This is a genomic window from Microbacterium sp. JZ37 (genome assembly GCF_035188445.1).
Taxonomy (GTDB): Bacteria; Actinomycetota; Actinomycetes; order Actinomycetales; family Microbacteriaceae; genus Microbacterium; species Microbacterium barkeri.
The window spans coordinates 1,415,246-1,436,012 of the sequence record NZ_CP045253.1 but is presented as its reverse complement, the minus strand read 5'-3'; the positions used below and the strand labels follow the sequence as shown (position 1 = coordinate 1,436,012).

General features: G+C 70.7%; 20 protein-coding genes. 2 read left to right on the top strand and 18 right to left on the bottom strand.

The window, feature by feature from the left end; all coding sequences use genetic code 11:
* Window positions 1-207: 207 nt before the first annotated feature.
* The 11 genes from GC092_RS06405 to GC092_RS06355 form a co-directional block, all read right to left on the bottom strand.
* On the bottom strand, window positions 208-1,503 hold the full coding sequence (locus GC092_RS06405) for a citrate synthase (RefSeq protein ID WP_271172155.1): 1,296 nt from the start codon (window positions 1,501-1,503) through the stop codon (window positions 208-210).
* A 180-nt stretch (window positions 1,504-1,683) separates the two neighbouring features.
* Entirely contained in the window at window positions 1,684-2,796 is a 1,113-nt protein-coding gene (gene dapC, locus GC092_RS06400) for a succinyldiaminopimelate transaminase (RefSeq protein WP_324014485.1), read from the bottom strand.
* Window positions 2,797-2,800: 4 nt separating this feature from the next.
* Complete coding sequence (gene fdxA, locus GC092_RS06395; RefSeq protein ID WP_271172157.1) at window positions 2,801-3,121, bottom strand: ferredoxin; 321 nt, start codon at window positions 3,119-3,121, stop codon at window positions 2,801-2,803.
* A gap of 47 nt (window positions 3,122-3,168) precedes the next feature.
* Window positions 3,169-3,567: a histidinol dehydrogenase gene (locus GC092_RS06390; protein ID WP_324014484.1), complete on the bottom strand. Its 399-nt coding sequence runs from the start codon at window positions 3,565-3,567 to the stop codon at window positions 3,169-3,171.
* Between the two features lie 2 nt (window positions 3,568-3,569).
* Window positions 3,570-5,474, bottom strand: coding sequence for a translational GTPase TypA (typA, locus tag GC092_RS06385; RefSeq protein WP_282978040.1), 1,905 nt, complete (start codon window positions 5,472-5,474; stop codon window positions 3,570-3,572).
* A 100-nt stretch (window positions 5,475-5,574) separates the two neighbouring features.
* Window positions 5,575-6,123 carry a PH domain-containing protein gene (locus GC092_RS06380; RefSeq protein WP_324014482.1) on the bottom strand — a complete coding sequence of 183 codons (549 nt, stop codon included), beginning with the start codon at window positions 6,121-6,123 and terminating at the stop codon, window positions 5,575-5,577.
* Entirely contained in the window at window positions 6,120-6,665 is a 546-nt protein-coding gene (locus GC092_RS06375; protein WP_324014481.1) for a PH domain-containing protein, read from the bottom strand. Before GC092_RS06375 ends, GC092_RS06380 begins: the two co-directional genes overlap by 4 nt.
* Window positions 6,662-8,320 (bottom strand): dipeptide ABC transporter ATP-binding protein, encoded by a 1,659-nt coding sequence (locus GC092_RS06370; RefSeq protein WP_324014479.1) that lies wholly within the window; start codon window positions 8,318-8,320, stop codon window positions 6,662-6,664. The genes GC092_RS06375 and GC092_RS06370 overlap by 4 nt, the downstream gene beginning before the upstream one ends.
* Window positions 8,321-8,343: 23 nt before the next feature.
* Window positions 8,344-9,276: an ABC transporter permease gene (locus tag GC092_RS06365; RefSeq protein WP_271172163.1), complete on the bottom strand. Its 933-nt coding sequence runs from the start codon at window positions 9,274-9,276 to the stop codon at window positions 8,344-8,346.
* Window positions 9,266-10,195, bottom strand: coding sequence for an ABC transporter permease (locus tag GC092_RS06360; RefSeq protein ID WP_271172164.1), 930 nt, complete (start codon window positions 10,193-10,195; stop codon window positions 9,266-9,268). Before GC092_RS06360 ends, GC092_RS06365 begins: the two co-directional genes overlap by 11 nt.
* Window positions 10,196-10,378: 183 nt before the next feature.
* Window positions 10,379-12,010 (bottom strand): peptide ABC transporter substrate-binding protein, encoded by a 1,632-nt coding sequence (locus GC092_RS06355; protein ID WP_324014477.1) that lies wholly within the window; start codon window positions 12,008-12,010, stop codon window positions 10,379-10,381.
* Between the two features lie 243 nt (window positions 12,011-12,253).
* Here GC092_RS06355 and GC092_RS06350 point away from each other — a divergent pair, with 243 nt between their 5' ends.
* Complete coding sequence (locus GC092_RS06350; RefSeq protein WP_324014476.1) at window positions 12,254-13,015, top strand: CPBP family intramembrane glutamic endopeptidase; 762 nt, start codon at window positions 12,254-12,256, stop codon at window positions 13,013-13,015.
* Between the two features lie 113 nt (window positions 13,016-13,128).
* On the opposite strand, the gene GC092_RS06345 is transcribed toward GC092_RS06350, so the two are convergent.
* From GC092_RS06345 to GC092_RS06330, 4 genes are all read right to left on the bottom strand, one after another.
* On the bottom strand, window positions 13,129-14,058 hold the full coding sequence (locus GC092_RS06345; protein WP_324014474.1) for a hypothetical protein: 930 nt from the start codon (window positions 14,056-14,058) through the stop codon (window positions 13,129-13,131).
* Window positions 14,059-14,269: 211 nt separating this feature from the next.
* Window positions 14,270-14,689, bottom strand: coding sequence for a GNAT family acetyltransferase (locus GC092_RS06340; RefSeq protein WP_324014472.1), 420 nt, complete (start codon window positions 14,687-14,689; stop codon window positions 14,270-14,272).
* The gene (locus GC092_RS06335; protein WP_271172169.1) at window positions 14,686-15,153 is read right to left on the bottom strand and encodes a GNAT family N-acetyltransferase; all 468 of its coding nucleotides are present in this window, start codon (window positions 15,151-15,153) and stop codon (window positions 14,686-14,688) included. Before GC092_RS06335 ends, GC092_RS06340 begins: the two co-directional genes overlap by 4 nt.
* On the bottom strand, window positions 15,150-15,758 hold the full coding sequence (locus GC092_RS06330; RefSeq protein ID WP_324014471.1) for a GNAT family N-acetyltransferase: 609 nt from the start codon (window positions 15,756-15,758) through the stop codon (window positions 15,150-15,152). The genes GC092_RS06335 and GC092_RS06330 overlap by 4 nt, the downstream gene beginning before the upstream one ends.
* Before the next feature lie 49 nt (window positions 15,759-15,807).
* On the opposite strand from GC092_RS06330, the gene GC092_RS06325 reads away from it, so the two are divergent.
* A complete protein-coding gene (locus tag GC092_RS06325; protein ID WP_324014470.1) occupies window positions 15,808-16,287 on the top strand; it encodes an NUDIX hydrolase in 480 nt (159 codons plus the stop codon).
* A 119-nt stretch (window positions 16,288-16,406) separates the two neighbouring features.
* Here GC092_RS06325 and gcvP read toward each other — a convergent pair whose 3' ends face one another.
* The 3 genes from gcvP to gcvT are packed head-to-tail and all read right to left on the bottom strand — an operon-like array spanning window position 16,407 to window position 20,760.
* Window positions 16,407-19,256, bottom strand: coding sequence for an aminomethyl-transferring glycine dehydrogenase (gene gcvP, locus GC092_RS06320; RefSeq protein ID WP_324014468.1), 2,850 nt, complete (start codon window positions 19,254-19,256; stop codon window positions 16,407-16,409).
* Window positions 19,253-19,633 carry a glycine cleavage system protein GcvH gene (gene gcvH / locus GC092_RS06315; protein ID WP_271173689.1) on the bottom strand — a complete coding sequence of 127 codons (381 nt, stop codon included), beginning with the start codon at window positions 19,631-19,633 and terminating at the stop codon, window positions 19,253-19,255. The genes gcvP and gcvH overlap by 4 nt, the downstream gene beginning before the upstream one ends.
* Complete coding sequence (gene gcvT / locus GC092_RS06310; RefSeq protein ID WP_324014466.1) at window positions 19,630-20,760, bottom strand: glycine cleavage system aminomethyltransferase GcvT; 1,131 nt, start codon at window positions 20,758-20,760, stop codon at window positions 19,630-19,632. The genes gcvH and gcvT overlap by 4 nt, the downstream gene beginning before the upstream one ends.
* Between the last annotated feature and the right edge of the window lie 7 nt (window positions 20,761-20,767).

Here is a 20,767-nt window from a genome sequence, read left to right as displayed (position 1 = left end):
CGCACCGGATTCAGACGCGATTCGAGTCGCGTGGCGACCGCATCCGGACCCCACCCGACCTCGAACAACGCTACCGCCGCCTCCCGCTGGTCATCGGACAGTGAACTACGTGGATGCATGAAACTGCTCCCTGGAAGTCGGAACTGAATTCAACAGTCCAACTTCCAGGGAGCAGTTCACACGACGTCCGGCCCTCTTCGCGTTCCGCTACGCGGTCGGGTACTGCCGCTCGGGCGAGCCCGTGAAGAGCTGCTGGGGGCGGCCGATCTTCGTCTTCGGGTCGAGCGTGAGCTCGCGCCAGTGGGCGAGCCAGCCCGGCAGGCGCCCGATCGCGAACAGCACCGTGAACATCCGCGTCGGGAAGCCCATCGCCTTGTAGATGACGCCGGTGTAGAAGTCGACGTTCGGGTAGAGGCGGCGCTCCTTGAAGTAGTCGTCGTTGAGGGCGATCTCCTCGAGCTCCTTCGCGAGGTCGAGGAGCGGATCGGTCACGCCCAGCGCCGTGAGGACCTCGTCCGCCGACTCCTTGACGAGCTTCGCGCGCGGGTCGTAGTTCTTGTAGACGCGGTGACCGAAGCCCATGAGCTTCACGCCGTCTTCCTTGTTCTTGACGCGCTCGACGAAGCGCTGCACGCTCTGACCGGAGTCGCGGATCTGCGCGAGCATCTTGAGCACGGCCTCGTTCGCGCCGCCGTGGAGCGGCCCCGAGAGGGCGTGGATGCCGGCCGACACCGACGCGAACTGGTCGGCGCCCGTCGAGCCGACCAGGCGCACGGTCGACGTCGACGCGTTCTGCTCGTGGTCCTCGTGCAGGATGAGGAGGCGCTCGAGAGCCCGCGACATGACCGGGTTCACCTCGTACGGCTCGCTCATGACGCCGAAGTTCAGACGGAGGAAGTTGTCGACGAAGCTCAGCGAGTTGTCCGGGTACAGGAACGCCTGCCCGATCGACTTCTTGTGCGCGTAGGCCGCGATGACGGGGAGCTTCGCGAGCAGGCGGATGATGTTGAGCTCGACGTGCTCGGGGTTCGCCGGGTCGGACTGGTGCTCGTAGTAGGTCGAGAGGGCCGAGACCGCCGACGAGAGGACGGCCATCGGGTGGGCGCCGTCGGGCAGCGCCGAGAAGAAGCGCTTGAGGTCCTCGTGGAGGAGCGTGTGACGGCGGATGCGGTCGTCGAAGTCGGCCAGCTCGGACGCCGAGGGCAGCTCGCCGTAGATGAGCAGCCAGGCCACCTCGAGGAAGCTCGAGTTCTTCGCGATCTGCTCGATCGGGTAGCCCCGGTAGCGCAGGATCCCCTGGTCTCCGTCGATGTACGTGATGGCAGACGCAGTCGAGGCGGTGTTGACGAACCCGTAGTCGAGGGTCGTGTGTCCCGTCTGACGCATGAGCGTCGAGATGTCGATGCTCGGGAGTCCGGACCTGCCCTGCAGGACCGGGAACTCCGCCGTCTTGTCACCGATCGTGAGGGTGGCCTTGTCGGCCGGGATTCCCGCGTCGCTCACAGCGCCTCCTGGCGGATCGTCTTCGCGACTTCTTCGGTCGCCTTGGATCTCGGTCGGCCGCCGGTCAGGCGGCACGGCACATGCTCGGTCGAGTGCGCGAGCCCTGTGCTTCTACAGCCTATCGGTCGTCCCGCCTACCTGTGAAAACTCCCAAACGGCCGGGCGATGCGTGGAGGATTCCTACGAAGACGCGCGGGTGAGACGACGCGCCGCGGCGGCGATGCGCTCGTCGCTCGCCGTGAGCGAGAACCGGACGTGCTGCGGGAAGTGCGGGCCGTAGAAGACGCCGGGGCCCGCGAGGATGCCGAGATCCGCCAGCCGGCCGATCGACTCCCACGCGTCGCGCCCCTCGGTCGCCCAGAGGTAGAGCCCGGCCTCGCTGCGGTCGATCCGGAAGCCGGCCGCCTCGACGGCGGGGCGGAGGATGTCGCGACGGGAGCGGTAGCGCGCCTTCTGCTCCTCGACGTGCGCGTCGTCGCGGAGCGCGACGGCCATCGCGTGCTGCACAGGCGCGGGCGGCATCAGCCCGAGGTGCTTGCGCGCGGTGAGGAGCTCGCCCACGATGCGCCCGCACCCGGCGATGAAGGCCGCGCGGTAGCCGGCGAGGTTCGACTGCTTGCTCAGCGAGTACACGCTGAGCAGACCGGCGCGGCTGCCGCCCGTGACCCGGGGGTCGAGGACCGACGGCACGGGCTCGCTCGCCCACGGGCCGTCCCAGCCGAGCTCGGCGTAGCACTCGTCGCTCGCGAGCACGGCGCCGATCTCGCGGGCGCGGCGCACGGCGGCCGCGAGCTCGTCCACGGTCCACGTGCGCCCGTCGGGGTTGCCCGGGGTGTTGATCCAGATGAGCTTCGCGCCCTCCGGCCATTCGGCGGGGTCGTCGACGGCGACCGGCGTCGCGTTCGCGACGCGCGCGCCGACCTCGTACGTCGGGTACGCGGCGCGCGGATGCACGACGATGTCGCCCTCGCCGAGGCCGAGCAGCGTCGGCAGGAGCGCCACGAGCTCCTTCGACCCGATCGTCGGCAGGACGTTGCGGGGTGCGAGGTCGGGCACGCCGCGGCGGCGCGCGTACCACTCGACGATCGCCTCGCGCAGCGCGGGGGTGCCCACGGTCTGCGGGTACGCGTGCGCATCGGTGGCCTCCGCGAGCGCGTCGCGGACGATCGCGGGCGTCGGGTCGACGGGCGAGCCGATGGAGAGGTCGACGAGCCCGTCGGGGTGAGCGGCAGCCCGCTCACGATACGGGACCACGGCGTCCCAGGGGTAGTCGTCGAGGTCGCGGACGCCCATCCGCTTACTCGCCCTGGGGCGGGAGGGCGGCGATGAGGGGGTGGTCCTTCTCGATCACGCCGACCTTCGACGCACCGCCGGGCGACCCGATGTCGTCGAAGAACTCCACGTTCGCCTTGTAGTAGTCCTGCCACTCGTCGGGCAGGTCGTCCTCGTAGTAGATCGCCTCGACCGGGCACACCGGCTCGCACGCACCGCAGTCGACGCACTCGTCCGGATGGATGTACAGCGACCGCTCGCCCTCGTAGATGCAGTCGACCGGGCACTCATCGATGCAGGCGCGGTCCTTGACGTCCACGCAGGGAAGGGCGATCACGTAAGTCACGCCCTCAATCCTACGCGCGCGCGAGGCCCGTCGCCCGGAAGGCGAGCCTAAGCCGAGCCGGACGCCATCCGGCGCAGCTTCGCCATGTCGGGCCACGCGACAGCGACGAGGACGATCCCCGCGAGGAGGAAGGTCCACACATAGCCGAAGGGGAACTCCCCCTCCGCCGGCATCGGGACGACGACGGAGCCGCCGGGGCCTCGCCCCGAGTAGATCGTGAGCGCTCCGAGCATGCCGATCCCCGCCGCGAGAGCCGACCACCGATCATCCGTCAGGAGCCGCAGCGACGTGAGCAGCCCGCCGCACGCGATCGCGGCCAGCACCATCCCGACGGGCACGGCGCCCCACGTGAAGGAATGGGCGATCGTGCTCGCGACGCCGAACACCGCGCCCGCGCAGAGGGCAACGAGCCACATGACGACGTGCGCGAGACGATCGCCCCTCATGCTCAGCCCTGGCGCTTGAGGCGCGAGGCGGCGCGGGCGCGCTCGGTGGCGTCGAGGATCACCTTGCGGATGCGGACGGCCTCGGGCGTCACCTCGACGCACTCGTCCTCGCGCGCGAACTCGAGCGACTCCTCGAGCGAGAGCAGACGCGGGGGCGTCATGGACTCGAACGAGTCGGCCGTGGAGGAGCGCATGTTGGTGAGCTTCTTCTCCTTGGTGATGTTCACGTCCATGTCGTCGGCGCGCGAGTTCTCGCCCACGACCATGCCCTCGTACACCTCGTCGGTCGGCTTGACGAAGAACGTCATGCGCTCCTGCAGCGCGATCATCGCGAACGGCGTCGCGACACCCGCGCGGTCGGCCACGATCGAGCCGTTCTGACGCGCGACGATCTGCCCGGCCCATTCGCCGTAGCCGTGCGAGATCGCGTTGGCGATGCCGGTTCCACGGGTGATCGAGAGGAACTCGGTGCGGAAGCCGATGAGACCGCGCGACGGCACGATGAACTCCATGCGGATCCAGCCGGTGCCGTGGTTGATCATGTTGTCCATGCGGCCCTTGCGGTTCGCCATGAGCTGCGTCACGGCGCCGAGGTGCTCTTCGGGGACGTCGATCGTGAGGTGCTCGTAGGGCTCCTCGACCTTGCCGTCCGCGCCCTTGCGCGTGACGACCTGGGGCTTGCCGACCGTGAGCTCGAAGCCCTCGCGGCGCATGTTCTCGACGAGGATGGCGAGCTGCAGCTCGCCGCGGCCCTGCACCTCCCAGGCGTCGGGCTTGCCGATGTCGAGCACGCGGATCGACACGTTGCCGATGAGCTCGCGGTCCAGGCGGTCCTTGACCATGCGCGCGGTGAGCTTGTGGCCCTTGACCTTGCCGACGAGCGGCGAGGTGTTCGTGCCGATGGTCATCGAGATCGAGGGCTCGTCGACCGTGATCTGCGGCAGCGGGCGCACGTCCTCCGGGTCGGCGATCGTCTCGCCGATCATGATGTCGGGGAAGCCAGCGATGACCGCGATGTCGCCGGGACCGGCCTCCTCGGCCGGGTACCGGTCGAGGGCCTTCGTCATGAGCAGCTCGGTGATGCGCGCGTTCTGCGTCGTGCCGTCCTGACGCACCCAGGCGACGGTCTGGCCCTTCTTGAGGGTCCCGTTGAACACGCGCAGCAGCGCGAGGCGGCCGAGGAACGCCGACGAGTCGAGGTTCGTGACCCACGCCTGCAGGGGCGCCTCGTCGTCGTACGACGGAGCCGGCACGTGCTCGAGGATCGCCTCGAACAGCGGCTCGAGGTCGGCGTTGTCGGGCAGCGATCCGTCGGCCGGGCGGTTGCGCGACGCGGCGCCGGCACGGCCCGAGGCGTAGACGACCGGGACGTCGAGGAGCGCGTCGACGTCGAGGTCGGGGACGTCGTCCTGGAGGTCGCTCGCGAGCCCGAGCAGGAGGTCGTGCGCCTCCTCCTCGACCGCCGCGATGCGCGCGTCGGGGCGGTCGGTCTTGTTCACGAGGAGGATCACGGGGAGCTTCGCCTCGAGCGCCTTCCGCAGCACGAAGCGGGTCTGCGGAAGGGGACCCTCCGACGCGTCGACGAGGAGGACGACGCCGTCGACCATCGACAGGCCGCGCTCGACCTCGCCGCCGAAGTCGGCGTGGCCCGGGGTGTCGATGACGTTGATGGTCACGGGCACGTCGGTGTGCGCCCCGTTGTAGGTGATCGCCGTGTTCTTGGCGAGGATCGTGATGCCCTTCTCGCGCTCGAGGTCGTTCGAGTCCATCGCGCGCTCTTCCACGTGCGCGTGCTCGCCGAACGAGCCGGTCTGGCGCAGCATGGCGTCCACGAGGGTCGTCTTGCCGTGGTCGACGTGCGCGACGATCGCGACGTTGCGGAGATCGGAACGGTGGGCGAGCGCCATGAAGGGATCCTTCTGATGTGGGGGTTCCGCCCCGAAAGCGGGGCGTTCCATCCTATAGCGCGCTCGCGAGCGGGCGCTCAGGCTGCTCGGAGGCGGCCGGTCAGCCGGTGACGATCCCGCCCGTGACGCTGAGCGACCAGGCAGCCCACGCCGCGATCCCGGCGAGGATCAGCAGCGTCGGGATGTGCCATCCGCGGCGGACAGGGAGATCGGTCGGCCGCGCCCGCTCCCGGAAGAGCTCGAGCGTCGCGGCCTGGTCGTCGCCGGGCTGCTCGCGGCGGTTGATGTGCAGGTGACGGCTGGCCGCGCCGGTCGCCGCGACGACCGTTCCGTCGTCGAGCGCGATCTCGAGCTGCCAGCGCATCCGGATGGCCCGCACGCGCGACCACGGGATCTCGACCACCCTCAGGCCGCCGCGCACGCGAAGGAGATCGTCGGTCGCGGTGACGCTCGGGGCGGCGAGGAGCACGTAGACGCCCCAGCAGAGCGCGAGGAGCCACGGCGCCACGAGGAGCGCGTCGAAGGGCCGCCCCCGCAGGACCGCGTCGCCGAGGAGGAGCACCGTCAGCAGGGAGGCGCACGCGAAGGCGACCCAGCCCGACGGGCGCCGGAACGAGACGCGGTACTCCGAGTCGCTCGAGCCGCTCATCGGGTCACCGCGACCGACACGGCCGCCCAGATGAGGATGGCCGCGAGCAGGCCGATCTCGCGCGCGTTCCACGACGTGCGCACCTCTCCCCCGTCAGCCGGCGCCGCGCCATCCGTCGCGGCCTCGCGCAGCTCGCGGAGGATCTCGAGCTCGCGCTCGGCGGGCTGCGGGGTGTGGGCCCTGCCGCTCGGGCGCTTCGCGGCGGCTGCCCACGCCTGCAGCTCCCCGCCATCCGCGAGGACGAAGGCGATCTGCCAGCGCAGCACGATGTCGCGCACGGCGCTCCAGGGCGCGCGCGTCGTGCGCAGCGGGTTGCGCACGACGACGCCGTCCTCGTCGGCGTGGACGCTCGGCGCGAAGAGGAACGTCCAGACGAACCAGACCGGCAGGAGCAGCCAGGGCGCGATGAGCACGGCGTCGGCCGCGCTCCCGCGGACGACGACGTCGCCCAGCAGGAACACGACCACAGCCGACGTGGCGAGGAGCCAGACGATCCCGGCGCTGCCGCGGATCGTCCGGCTCCTCTGCTCGGGAGGCGTCATCGGCCACCGAGCTCGACGGTCTGGCCGGGGATCGCGTCGAGGAGGCGACGCGTGTACTCCTGCTGCGGGTCGGCGAAGATCTGGTCCACGGCGCCCTGCTCGACGACCCGCCCGTGCTCCATGACGCACACGAGATCGGCCGCCACGCGCACGACCGCGAGGTCGTGGGTGATGAACAGGTAGGTGAGCCCCAGCTCCGACTGCAGCTCGGCGAGCAGCTTCAGGATCTGATCCTGCACGAGCACGTCGAGCGCCGAGACCGCCTCGTCGAGCACGACGATGTCGGGCTTGAGCGCGAGGGCGCGCGCGATCGCGACACGCTGACGCTGGCCGCCGGACAGCTCGTTGGGGTACCGCCATGCGAGCTCGCGAGGCAGGGCGACCTGCTCGAGCAGCTCGAACACGCGGTCCCTGCGCGACGCGGCGTCGCCCACCTTGTGCACGCTCAGCGGCTCGGAGATGAGCGCGCCGATCGAGCGCAGGGGGTCGAGCGACCCGTACGGGTCCTGGAACACCGGCTGCATCCGGCCGCGCAGCGAGAAGATCTCGCGCGAGGACAGCGTCGTCGCGTCCACCCCGTCGATGAGGATGTGCCCGCTCGTCGCCTGCTCGAGCTGGAGCACCATCTTGGCGACGGTCGACTTGCCCGATCCCGACTCGCCGACGAGGGCGAGCGTCTTCCCCTTGGGGATCTGGAACGAGACGCTGTCGACGGCCCGGAACGGCTCGCTGCGGAAGCCGCCGCGCCGGATGCGGTAGTCCTTCACGAGATCGCGCACCTCGACGACCGGCGCTGCGGCGTGCAGCACCTGGGTCGTCGTCTCGATGCCCCGGTCCTCGACGCTCGCCTGGATGCGCTGCGACGCGAGGCTCGGAGCCGCGGCGACGAGACGCTGCGTGTACGGGTGCTGCGGGTCCTCGAGGATCTCGCGGCTCGGCCCCGACTCGACGATCTCGCCCTGGTTCATCACGACGATCGTGTCGGCGCGATCGGCGGCGAGGCCGAGATCGTGCGTGATGAAGAGGACCGAGGTCCCCTTCTCGCGCGTGAGCGAGGCGAGGTGGTCGAGGATGACCCGCTGCACCGTGACGTCGAGCGCGCTCGTCGGCTCGTCGGCGATGAGGAGCGCGGGGTCGGCCGCGAGGCCGATGCCGATGAGCGCGCGCTGGCGCATGCCGCCCGAGAACTGATGCGGGAACTGGTGCAGGCGCCGCTCGGCGTCCGCGAGTCCCGCCTGCTTCAGCACCTCGATCGCGCGCTGCTCGACCTCCTTGCGGCCGGTGGCGATGCCGTTCGCGCGGATCGCCTCCTTCACCTGGAAGCCGATCGACCAGACCGGGTTGAGGTTCGACATCGGGTCCTGCGGGACGTAGCCGATGCGGCGTCCGCGGATGTCCTCCATCTCGCGGCGCCCGATCTTGGCGAGGTCGACGCCCTCCAGCTCGATCGAGCCGGCGGTGACCTTCCCGGTGCCGGGGAGGAGGTCGATGATCGCCGTCGCGGTCGTCGACTTGCCCGACCCCGACTCGCCCACGATCGCGACGGTCTCGCCGCGGTGGATGTCGAGATCCACGCCGTGGACGACCTCGCGCTGCTTCTTTCCGGTGCCGAACGCGACCTTCAGCCCGCGCACACGCAGGAGAGGCTCGGTCATGGGTGTGCCCTTCGTGAGATCGGTCATCGCTGCGCCCTCGCCTTCGGGTCGAGCGCGTCGCGCAGCAGCTCGCCGAGCGTGATGAACGCGAGCACCGCGATCGTCAGCGCGAGCGACGGCCAGAACAGCGCCATCGGCGAGGTGCGGATGGAGGTCTGCGCCTGGCTGATGTCGTTGCCCCACGACATGGTGGTGCCGCCGAGGCCGACGCCGAGGAACGACAGGGTCGCCTCGGCGACGATCGCCTGCCCGAGGCTGATCGTCGCGACGACGATCACGGGGGCCATGGCATTCGGCAGGACGTGCACGAGGAGCGTCTTGAACCGCGACAGGCCGAGGGCGATGGAGCCCATCACGTAGTCCGCCTGCTTCACGCGGAGCACCTCCGCGCGCATGATGCGCGCGGTCGACGCCCATGAGAACCCGCCGATCGCGAACGCGAGGACGAGCTCGTTGCGCTGCTCCTGGAGCACCGTCATCACGACGATCGCCGCGACGATGTAGGGGATGGTGAAGAAGATGTCGCCGATGCGCGACAGCAGCGAGTCGAGCCATCCGCCGTAGAACGCCGCGAGCGCGCCCATGATGACGCCGATCACGGTGCCGATGATCGTGGCGAGCAGACCGACGACCATCGACGTCCGGGTTCCCCACACGAGCCGCGACCAGATGTCGCAGCCCTGGCGGGTGAATCCGAGCGGGTGCCCGGCGGTCGGGCCGCCGTTGCTGTTGGCGAGCTCGCACCCGAGGTAGGGCGAGGTCTGCGTGAAGAGGGTGGGCCAGGCGGCGATGAGCACGATGAGCGCGCTCACCGCGAGCGCGACCCAGAACGACGGCCGACGGCGCAGGTCGCGCCATGCGTCGAGCCAGAGGTTGCTCTTCCTCTCGTCGACGCGGACCGCGTCGACGACGATGGTCTGCTTCACGGGGGCGACGAAGCGCGTGTTACTTGACATAGCGGATCCTCGGGTCGAGCAGACCGTAGAGCAGGTCGACGAGCAGGTTGATGAGCACGTACACCACCACGAAGATCGTCACGAACGAGACGACCGTGGGCGTCTCGTGCCGGATGATCGCCTGGAAGAGCGTGTTGCCGACGCCGGGCACGTTGAAGATGCCCTCCGTGACCGTCGCGCCGACCATGAGGATGCCGAACTGGGTCGCGGTGTCGGTCACCATGGGGATGAGCGAGTTGCGCAGCACGTGAACGGGGATCACGCGTCGTCGCGGGAGCCCCTTCCCGTAGGCCGTGCGGACCCAGTCCTGACCGAGGGTCTCGATCATCGACGAGCGCGTCAGGCGCATGCTCGCGGCGTAGATGCTGAAGCCGAGCACGAGCGCGGGCAGCCAGAGGTCTCCCCAGTCGTTGTTCGCGCCGACGGTCGGCTTGAACCACGCGAGCTGCACGCCCAGGAAGTACTGCGCGATGAACGAGAGGACGAAGATCGGCACCGCCACGAAGACGAGCGCGATGACGAGCATGAGGTTGTCGTACACGCCGCCCTTGAGCAGGGCCGATGTGGCGCCGACCACGATCGACAGCACGAAGGCGATCGCGACCGCCATGACCGCGAGCCGCAGCGTCACGGGGAACGTGCGCGCGAGCACCGTCATCACGTCCTGACCGGAGAACGTCACGCCGAAGTCGAGGCGGAGGATGCCGCCGAGGTAGTTGAGGTACTGGACGATGAACGGCTGGTCGAGCATGTACTGCCGACGCAGGTTCTCGATCACGGCGTCCGGCGGCTGCTTCTCGCCGAAGAGGGCCGCGATCGGGTCGCCGGGCATGGCGAAGACCATGAAGTAGATGAGCAGGGTGGCGCCGAGGAACACCGGTATCACCTGCAGGAGCCGTCTGAGGACGTAGCTGGCCATCCTCTTCCTTCCTGTGGATTGAGAGATCCGTGTCGGGTCACGGAAAAGGCACCGATCATTCGGTGCCGGAGTCGGGCCCCATCATCGCCCGGCGCCTCTGAGAGCGCGCTGAGGCGATGCATGGGGCGAGGCGGCGACGGTGACCGTCGCCGCCTCGCGGGGAGAGAGCCTGCGGCTCTCCCGTCACTCGGCCTTGGTGATCTCGCTGTAGATCGGGACCGAGTTCCAGCCGAACTCGACGTTGTCGACGGTCTCGCTCCAGCCGCCGGTCACGTTCGAGTACCACAGGGGGATGGCGGGGAGGTCGGTCAGCAGGACGGTCTGCGCCTGCTGGAAGATCTCGTTCGCCTCTTCGGGGTCGGTGGCGCTGATGCCCTCGGCGATCAGCGAGTCGAACTCCTCGCTCGAGTAGTCGCCGTCGTTCGAGCCGGCGCCGGTGGCGTAGAGCGGGCCGAGGAAGTTGTACAGACCCGGGTAGTCCGCCTGCCATCCGGAGCGGAAGGCGCCGACCTGCTTGTTGTCGCGCGCGTCGAGGTACGTGGCGAAGTCGGGGTACGGCTCGCCGATCGCGGTGATCCCGAGCGTGTTCGAGATCGAGTTCGCGACCGCGTCGACCCAGGCCTGGTGGCCGCCGTCGGCGTTGTACGAGATCGTGAAGTCCTCGCCGCTGTACGGGCTGATCTCGTCAGCCTGCGCCCAGAGCTCCTTCGCGAGGTCGGGGTCGTACTCGAGCACCTCGCCGCCCTCGAGCGACTCGCTCCAGCCGTCGATCACGGGCGACGTGAAGTCGCTCGCGGGCGTGCGCGTGCCCTGGAAGATGACGTCGGTGATCTCCTCGCGGTTGATCGCGTGCGAGATCGCCGCGCGGCGGAGGCGCCCCTCCTCATCCGTGGCGAAGTGCTCCTGCCACTCGGGGATCGTGAGCGACTGGAAGATCGCGGCCGGCTGGTTCACCCAGCGGTCGGGCAGGTCGCTCTCGAACGTCTCGAGCGCCGAGTCCGGGATCGCGTCGAGCACGTCGACGTTGCCCGCGAGCAGGTCCTGGTAGGCGGCGTCCTGCGTCGCGTAGAAGACGATGTTCAGGCCGCCGTTCTTCGCAGCGCGGGGGCCGTCGTAGTCGGGGTTGACGACGAGGTCGATGCCCTCGTCGTGCTGCCACGCGTCCTCGCTGGCGAGCATGTAGGGGCCGTTCCCGATCGGGCTCTCGCCGAACGCCTCCATGTCCTCGAACGCGACGTCGGGGAGCGGGTAGTACGCCGAGTAGCCGAGACGCTGTGCGAAGTCGGCCGCAGGCTTGTTGAGCGTGATGGTGAACGTGTAGTCGTCGACCTGCTTGAGACCGGTGAGCTCGGAGTCCTCGTCCCAGCTGAAGCCCTCGATGTCCTCGAAGAAGTACGAGGCGTTCTGCGCGTTCGACAGCAGCGCGCCGTAGTTCCAGGCCTTGATGAAGTTGTCGACAGTGACCTCTTCGCCGTTCGTGAACGTCAGGCCCTCGCGGATCTTCACCGTGAGCTGCGTGGGCGAGTCGACCGTGATCTCCTCGGCGACGTCGTTCACGACGGAGCCGTCGGCCTCGTACGAGATGAGGCCCGCGAAGATCGAGTCGACGATCTTGCCGCCACCGGTCTCGTTCGTGTGGGTCGGGAGCAGCGGGTTCTGGGGCTCCGAGCCGTTGGTCGTGATGACGGCGGTCGATGCGCCGTCCGTCGGCGTCTCCTCGCCGGTGTCGCCGGATCCGCTTGCGCAGCCGGCGAGCGTGATGCCGCCGACCGAGAGCAGCGCGAGCCCCGCGAGGGCGATCTTGTTGCGCTTCACAGTGTTTCCTCCGATGGAAGGGGTTGTAGGTGCCTTCACGAAGCCTCGGGAGTCTCCGTGAATGCGATGAGTGAAATCTAGGCTCCGATGCGGTCTGTGACAAACCTTCAGCGGAACCGTTACAGACCCTTTACTGGAGGGGCTCTCGATTTGGCAATCTGCGCCAACACGCCGTCGACTTCATGCACATGCATCGACGGCGTTTCGCACGGTCGCATCCCCGCGCTGTGCGAGTCTCGTGGTATGAGCGCTTCCCTCCCTGCCGCGCGGCCTTCCCGACGTCGCCTCGCCTGGGAGGTCGCGATCGTCCTCGCCCTGACCCTCGGGCAGTCGGCCCTCTACTCGGTGCTCTCGCTCGTGCGCGCTCTCCTGCGGCCGGTCGCGCTCGCCGACCAGTCGGCGGCTCTGAATCCCGCTCGCGCCGAGGAGCCGCTGTGGGACGCGGTCTACCGGATCCTCGACGTCTTCTTCGACCTCGCCCTCGTCGCCCTGGTGGTGTACCTGCTCTGGGAGCCGGGGCGGAGCGCCCTGCGGCGCATCGGGCTCGATCTGCGCGCTATCCCCCGGGATCTCGGCCGTGCGGCCATCCTGCTCGTGGTCATCGGTGTGCCCGGCCTCGCGCTCTATCTCGGCGCCCGCGCGCTCGGCCTCAACGTCGACGTGCAGGCGTCGTCGGGCGTCGAGGGATGGCTCGTCCCGATCCTCGTGCTGTCCGCGGTGCGCGCGGGGCTCCTCGAGGAGGTCATCCTGAACGGATATCTCGTCGACCGGCTCGCGCGCCTGGGCTGGCGCCCCTGGTCGGTCATCCTCGCCGTGGCCGGCCTGCGCGCTGCTTACCACGCGTATCAGGGGTTCGGCGCGATCGTCGGGAACTTCGCGATGGGCGTCGTGTTCGTCTGGTGCTACCGCCGCTGGGGGCGGGTCATGCCCCTCGTCATCGCGCACGCGCTCATCGACGTCATCGCGTTCGTCGGCTATCCGCTCGTCGCACCCTACCTGCCGTAGGTGCCCACCCGCCCTCGGTGAGACTAGTGCCCGTCGTCGAGACTGGCGCTTCGAGCACCGGTTTCGACGACGGGAGCTAGTCTCAACGACGCACTGGTCTCGCGGGCCGTTCGTCACCGCGAACGCGGGTTGCGCACCGCCGCGAAGACCTCGGGCGACCGCGGCCTGACGCGCGGGATGCCCGCGGCGACGAGGATCCGCTCGAACGGCTCGACGCGCACGACGTCTGACCATTCCCACCGGATCACCCGCCCTGCCGCGATCTGGAGCGCGTTCTCCCGGCGCCGTTCCTCACGCAGCACGAGCGCGGTCGACGAGTCCGTCGGCTGCGCGTACTTCGCGCGCCCGTCGGCTTCGCCGATGACCCGGACGGACCTCCACCACGCGTCGACCCGGCGAACTCTCCCGTTGACGACGAACTCGACCTGCGGTTCGGGCGACTCGAACCCGAGGAGCTCCAGGACCACGCGGCTGACGCTCTCGAGAACCGACTCCGATCTCGCGTCGGCCGCCTTCAGGGCAGCGCGGCCGAGGCGAGCGCCGCGCCGGTTCGGCAGCTCGCGAATGCGCCGCTCGAGGTCGTCCGACGTCAGTCCAGACCGCAGCGCGGCATCGACGACCGCAACGCCGAACGCGAGCGGCAGCACGCGCGCGAGGTCGATCGCGGTCTCGAGCTTCGACGTCATCCGCACGCCGTCGACCCGGACGATCTCCCGCTCCGCCATGCTCGTGTGGGCGAGAACGTCTCCCCGTCGATACGAATGCCCTCGGCCCATATGCAGCAGATGGATGTCGCGCGGCTCGCCGAACACGGGGAGGGCATGTCGCACGGCAGCCGACTCGAAGCACAGCACGGGATCGCGCAGCGCCGAGACGGCCGCGCTGACCCTCCGCGCATACCGCTCGTACGGGGCCAGCCGCGTCCAGTCGTCGGCCGCGACGTGCAGCCCCCGTCGCATCGGCACGGTCTGCCCCACCTGCCGGCGCAGCGCCCGCACGCTGGCGTCACGCCCTGTCCTGTGCAGCTCGTCGCGGTCGGCCATGGCTCCAGCTTCGCGAAGCGGTTCCACGAGCGTGCGACGTCGACCGTCTTCTGGACAGACACGCGGAACAGGTCGACCTGTGCACGCGCCGTCGCCGCGATCCGCGCCACCGCTGCCTTCGGACTAGCGCTGGTCGTCGAGACCGGTGCTCCGGGCAGCAGTCTGGGCGACCAGCGCTAGTCTCACGAGTGAGGGGACGCGCCGGGCGCCGCTACACGTCCGGGATCAGGCGCTTCCCGAGGACGGCGACGTCGTCGCGGGCGTACTCGAGCTCCGCGTAGTAGTCGATGACGCCGCGGTTCTCCGCACGGACCATCAGCATGACCTTGGGGCATCCGAGCGCGAGGAGCCGTCGCTCGGCCTCCGCCACGAGCGCGCGGCCGATCCCCTCGCCGCGACGGGCGCTCGCGAGGTACGAGAGCCAGCCGCGGTGCCCGTCGTAGCCCGCCATCACCGTGCCGACGACCGCGCCGTCGTCGTCTGCCACGAGAAGCAGCTCCGGCCAGACCTCCCGCGCGCGGCGGATGTCCTTGTGCGGGTCGTTCCAGGGCCGAGTGAGCCCGGCCGCCGTCCACAGCGCCACGACCGGCGCGACGTCCGCATCCACGAGCGGGCGGATGGCGATGCTCACGATGCGAGCTCCGCGAGCGACCGCGACCAGGCCACCTCGCGATCGAGCTGCCCCGTCTCGCGGAAGAGGCGCACCTGGTGCGTGTCGGCGAGGGCCGCTGCCAGCTCCGCCCGGTCGGCCGGGACGAAGCCGAGCTTCTGCCAGAACGGCCCGGACCGGCGGGAGAACAGCCACGCCGTCGTGGCACCCGCCTCTGCCGCCCGCGCGAGCGCGAAGCGCGCGAGAGACGTCCCCGTGCCGGCCGCGCGGCCATCCGGATGCACGGCGACACTGCGGATGAGCGCGTGGCCGCCGTCGGCGCTCGCCTCGTAGCCGGTCGTCTCGACGATGCGGCCGGCAGCGTCGCGGCGGAGCCAGATGCGCACAGACGGAGCGTCGAGGCCGCTCGTCGTGAGGTCGACCAGGCGCAGGAACGCCTCGACGTCGCCCGAGTCGGCGGCCGCCATCGGGACGAGAGCGGTCATGCGCGAGCCGCCTCCCGGTGCCGCTCGAGTCGCGCCTCGAGGCCGAGCCGCACAGCCGCCCACTCGTGCGGCAGGATCGAGAAGACCACCGTGTCGCGCACGTGCCCGTCGGGGAAGATCGCGTGGGCCCGCAGCACGCCGTCCTGCCGGGCGCCGAGACGGGCGATGGCGGCGCGCGACTGCTGGTTGTGCCAGTGGGTGCAGAACTGCACGCACACGCAGTCCAGCTCGTCGAACGCACGCTCGAGCAGCAGCAGCTTCGCGGCCGGATTCACGCCGGTCCCCTGCGCCGAGCGCGCGAGCCACGTGTACCCGATCTCGACCCGGCGGTTCGGCGCGTCGATGTTGCAGTAGGTCGTCATGCCGAGCGCACGCCCCGTCCGGACATCCACGACGGCCCAGGGCGCCATCCGCCCGGCCGCCTGCTCCCCGAGCCGCCGGTCGATCTCCGCGGCGACCCCGTCGGGCGAGGGGATGCGCGTGTACCAGGTCCGCCAGAGGTCGCCCTCCGCGACGGCCGCCGCCAGGTCGTCGTGATGCGTGGAGCTCAGCGGCTCCAGACAGACGATGTCGTTCTCGAGCACGGGGTTCGCAGCGAAGTCCACCGATCCACGCTATCGGTCGCCGCGACATCCACCCGCATAGGATCGCCTCATGGCGACCCCCGACTTCATCCTGCGACTGCGCGAGAGGATCGGGACCGACCCCCTGTGGCTCACGGGCGTGACCGCGGTCGTGCTGCGCGGCGACGGCGCAGAGCGCGAGGTGCTGCTCGTCCGGCGCGCGGACAACGCGCGCCTCACGCCGGTCACGGGCATCGTCGATCCCGGGGAGGAGCCCGCGGTGTCGGCCGTGCGCGAGGTGCTCGAGGAGGCCGCCGTCGTCGCCGAGGCCGAGTCGCTCGCGTGGGTCCACGCGACGCGGCCGATGACGTACGCGAACGGCGACCAGGCACAGTACCTCGACCTCGTCTTCCGCTGCCGCTACGTCTCCGGAGAGCCGCACCCGGATGACGGGGAGAACACCGAGGCGTTGTGGCGCCGACTCGACGATCTGGGCGACGTCGACGCCGAGATGCGCGAGCGGATCCGGATGGCCGCCGCCGGCCATCCCCACGCGCGCTTCGAGACCTGATCCCGCCCCGCCCTGGCCCGCCCCGTCCCGTCCCATCCGTCGGACTAGCGCCCGTCGTCGAGACCGGCGCGGGGAGCGCTAGCCTCGACGACGGGCACTAGTCTCGACGACCGGTGCTCCTAGGCGAACGCCTCGATCGGCGGGCACGCGCACACGAGGTTGCGGTCGCCGTAGGCCTGGTCGATGCGGCGCACGGGCGGCCAGTACTTCGCCGGGCCGACTCCCGCGGGGTAGACCGCGGTCTCGCGCGTGTACGGATGGTCCCACTCGCCGGCGATCGCGGCCGCGGCGGTGTGCGGGGCGTTCACGAGCGGGTTGTCCTCCACGGGCCACTCCCCCGCGCCCACGCGCTGCGCCTCGGCGCGGATCGCGATCATCGCGTCGACGAAGCGGTCGAGCTCGGCGAGGTCCTCCGACTCGGTCGGCTCGACCATGAGCGTGCCCGCCACCGGGAACGACATGGTGGGCGCATGGAAGCCGTAGTCGATGAGGCGCTTGGCGACGTCGTCCACGCTCACCCCGGTCTCGGCCTTGAGCGGCCGGAGGTCGAGGATGCACTCGTGCGCGACGCGGCCCTGCTCGCCCGTGTAGAGCACGGGATAGTGGTCGGCGAGGCGCGCGGCGACGTAGTTCGCCGCCACGACCGCCGCGTCGGTGGCGTGTGTGAGCCCCTCGAGGCCCATCATGCGCACGTACGCCCACGAGATCGGCAGGATGCCGGCCGACCCGTACGGCGCGGCCGACACGGGGCCGATCCCCTCGGTGTCGCCGTCGCCCTGCGCGAGGGCGTGCGAGGGCAGGAACGGCGCGAGATGGGCCTTCGCCGCGACCGGGCCGACGCCCGGCCCGCCGCCGCCGTGCGGGATCGCGAACGTCTTGTGCAGGTTGAGGTGCGAGACGTCGCCGCCGAGGTCGCCGAACCGCGCGTGCCCGAGCAGCGCGTTCAGGTTCGCGCCGTCGATGTAGACCTGGCCGCCCGCATCGTGGACGGCCGCGGTGATCTCGAGCACGTCGTGCTCGTACACCCCGTGCGTCGACGGGTACGTGATCATGAGCGCGGCGAGCGCATCGGCGTGCTGCGCGATCTTCGCGCGCAGGTCGTCGAGGTCGACGTTGCCGGCCTCGTCGCACGCGACGACGACCACGCGCATGCCCGCGAGCACGGCGGACGCCGCGTTCGTGCCGTGCGCGGAGGACGGGATGAGGCACACGTCGCGGTGCACATCGCCACGCGAGCGGTGGTACCCGCGGATGGCGAGGAGGCCGGCGAGCTCGCCCTGCGACCCGGCGTTCGGCTGGAGCGAGACGGCGTCGTACCCGGTGAGATCGGCGAGCCAGCCCTCGAGCTGATCGATGAGCTCGAGGTAGCCGGTCACGTCCTCCCGCGGCGCGAACGGGTGGATGCGCCCGAACTCCGGCCACGTGATCGCGGCCATGGCGGTCGCGGCATTGAGCTTCATCGTGCACGAGCCGAGCGGAATCATGCCGCGGTCGAGCGCGTAGTCCTTGTCGGCGAGGCGCTTGAGGTAGCGCATCATCGCCGTCTCGGAGCGGTGGCTCGAGAACACGGGGTGCGTGAGGAACGGCTCCGTCCGGACGAGCTCCTGCGGGATCGCGATGGCGCCCGCCCCCTCGCCGCGCGCGCCTCCGAAGGCGCCCGCGACCGCGGCGAGCTCCGTCGACGTCGTCGCCTCGCCCACCGAGATGCCGACGGTGTCGGCGTCGACGCGGTGCAGGAGCACGCCGGCGTCGTGCGCCGCCGCCACGACGGCGTCCGCGCGGCCCGGCACGCGCACGCGGAGCGTGTCGAAGAACGCGCCGTCGACCACGTCGGCGCCCGCGTCCTCGAGCCATCCGCGCAGCTGGGCGGCCTTCTCATGCACGCGGGTCGCGATCTCCCGGAGGCCGTCAGGCCCGTGGTAGACGGCGTACATCGCCGCCATGACGGCGAGGAGCACCTGAGCGGTGCAGATGTTGCTCGTCGCCTTCTCGCGGCGGATGTGCTGCTCGCGCGTCTGGAGGGCGAGCCGGTACGCGAGCTGCCCGTCCGCGTCCTTCGAGACGCCCACGAGCCGGCCCGGGAGCTGGCGCTCGAGGCCCTGGCGCACGACCATGAATCCCGCGTGCGGGCCGCCGAACCCGAGCGGCACGCCGAAGCGCTGCGACGACCCCACGACGATGTCGGCGCCGAGCGAGCCCGGCGACGCGATGAGGGTGAGCGCGAGCAGGTCGGCCGCGACGACCGCCTGGCCGCCCGCGACGTGCACGGCGTCGATGACGCCCTGCGGGTTCCAGATGCGACCCGACGCGCCCGGGTACTGGATGAGCGCGCCGAAGACCGACTCGGGCAGCGCCGCGCCGCCCGCGAGGTCGAGCTCCACGAGCTCGATGCCCACGGCCTCGGCGCGCACGCGGAGCACGTCCTTCGTCTGCGGGAGCGCGTCGGCGTCGACGACGAACACGTCGGAGCCGCCGCGCACCGCGCGGCGCGCCACGAGCATGCCCTCGACGGCGGCGGTCGCCTCATCGAGCATCGACGCGTTCGCGACCGGGAGCCCCGCGAGGTCGGCGACCATCGTCTGGAAGTTGAGCAGCGCCTCGAGTCGCCCCTGCGAGATCTCGGGCTGGTAGGGCGTGTACGCCGTGTACCAGGACGGGTTCTCGAGCACGTTCCGCTGGATGACCGACGGCGTGAGGGTGTCGCTGTAGCCGAGCCCGATCATGGGGGCCAGCACCCGGTTGCGCGCGGCGAGCGAGCGGAGCTCGGCGAGCGCCGCCGCCTCCGACACGCCCTCGCGCGGGATGGCCGAGCCCGCGGAGCCGAGATCGCGGATGACCGCGGGCACGGCCGCCGACAGGACGGCGTCGACCCTGCCGTCGAAGCCGATGACCTCCGCCATCCGCTCCTGGTCGGCGCCGGTCGTGCCGATGTGGCGCGCGGCGTACGCTCCGAAGCCCGCGGCGCTCACGCCTCGGCACCCGTGAGCGCGGCGTAGGCGGCGCGATCGAGGAGGCCGTCGACGTCGCCGGTCACGCGGACGCGGACGAGCCACGCGTCCTCGAACGGCGACTCGTTCACGAGCCCGGGGTTCTCGTCGACCGCGCTGTTAACCTCGACGACCGTCCCGTCGACGGGCGCGTACAGCTCGGACACGGACTTGGTGGACTCGATCTCGCCCATGACCTGGCCCGAGGCGACGGACGCGTCGGCGGCGGGCAGGTCAACGAAGACGACGTCGCCGAGCTGCTCGGCGGCGTAGTCGGTGACGCCGATCGTGGCGATGTCGCCGTCGATGCGGATCCACTCGTGCTCGGCGGTGTAGAGCAGCGCGTTGAGGTCGGTCATTTCTTCCTCCGGTAGAAGGGCGGGGTGGTCGGGGTGGCGGGGATGCGGGTGCCGCGGACGTCGACGGTCAGGTCGTCGGCGTCCCTGGCCTCCTGGTCGACGTACGCGAGGGCGATCGGATGGCCGAGGGTCGGGCTGAGCGCGCCGCTCGTGATCTCGCCGACCTGGTGGTCGCCGCGGAACACGCCGTAGCCCGCGCGCCCGGCGCGGCGGCCCTCCATCGTGAGGCCGACGAGCACGCGCTCGCCCGGCCGCGCGTCGAGCGCCCGCGCGCCCACGAAGTCGCCCTTGTCGGCGGCGACGACGCGGCCGAGCCCAGCCTGCGACGGGAAGATGTCGCGCGCGAGCTCGTGCCCGTACAGGGGCATGCCCGCCTCGAGACGCAGCGTGTCGCGCGCGGCGAGTCCGGCCGGCACGAGGCCGTGGGGCGCTCCGGCCGCGAGCAGCGCGCGCCACAGCTCGACGGCGCGGTCGGCGTCGATGCAGAGCTCGAAGCCGTCCTCTCCCGTGTAGCCGGTGCGCGCGACGAGCAGCGGCGTGCCCGCGAACTCCGCGTCGGTCCACGCGTAGTTGCGCAGCTCGTCGAGCGGCAGGCCGAAGCCGCCCACCTCCGGCGCGCTCTCGAGGATGGCCTGGGCGCGCGGCCCCTGCAGGGCGATGAGCGCGAGGCGATCGGAGGCGTCCTCGAGGTCGGCGTCGAAGCCCGCGATGCGCGCCGACACCTCGGCGGCGACGGTGCGGCGGTTGCCCGCGTTGGCGATGATGAGGAACTCGTCGTCGGAGAGCCGGTACACGACGAGGTCGTCGATGATGCCGCCGTCCTCCGCGAGCATCATCGTGTACTTCGCGCGGCCGACCGCGACGGCCGACAGCCGCCCGGCGAGAGCGTAGTCGAGGAACGCGCCGGCGCCCGCGCCGCGCACGAGGATCTCGCCCATGTGCGAGATGTCGAACAGCCCTGCCGCCTCGCGCACGGCGCGATGCTCGGCGAGATCCGACGTGTAGCGCACGGGCATCCACCACCCGCCGAAGTCGGTGAACGACGCTCCCTGCGCCTCGTGCTCCGCCTGCAGCGGCGACCGCCGCAGGCCCTCCGAGGCGGAGGCGGTCGATTCGTCTGTGCTCACGCGGTTC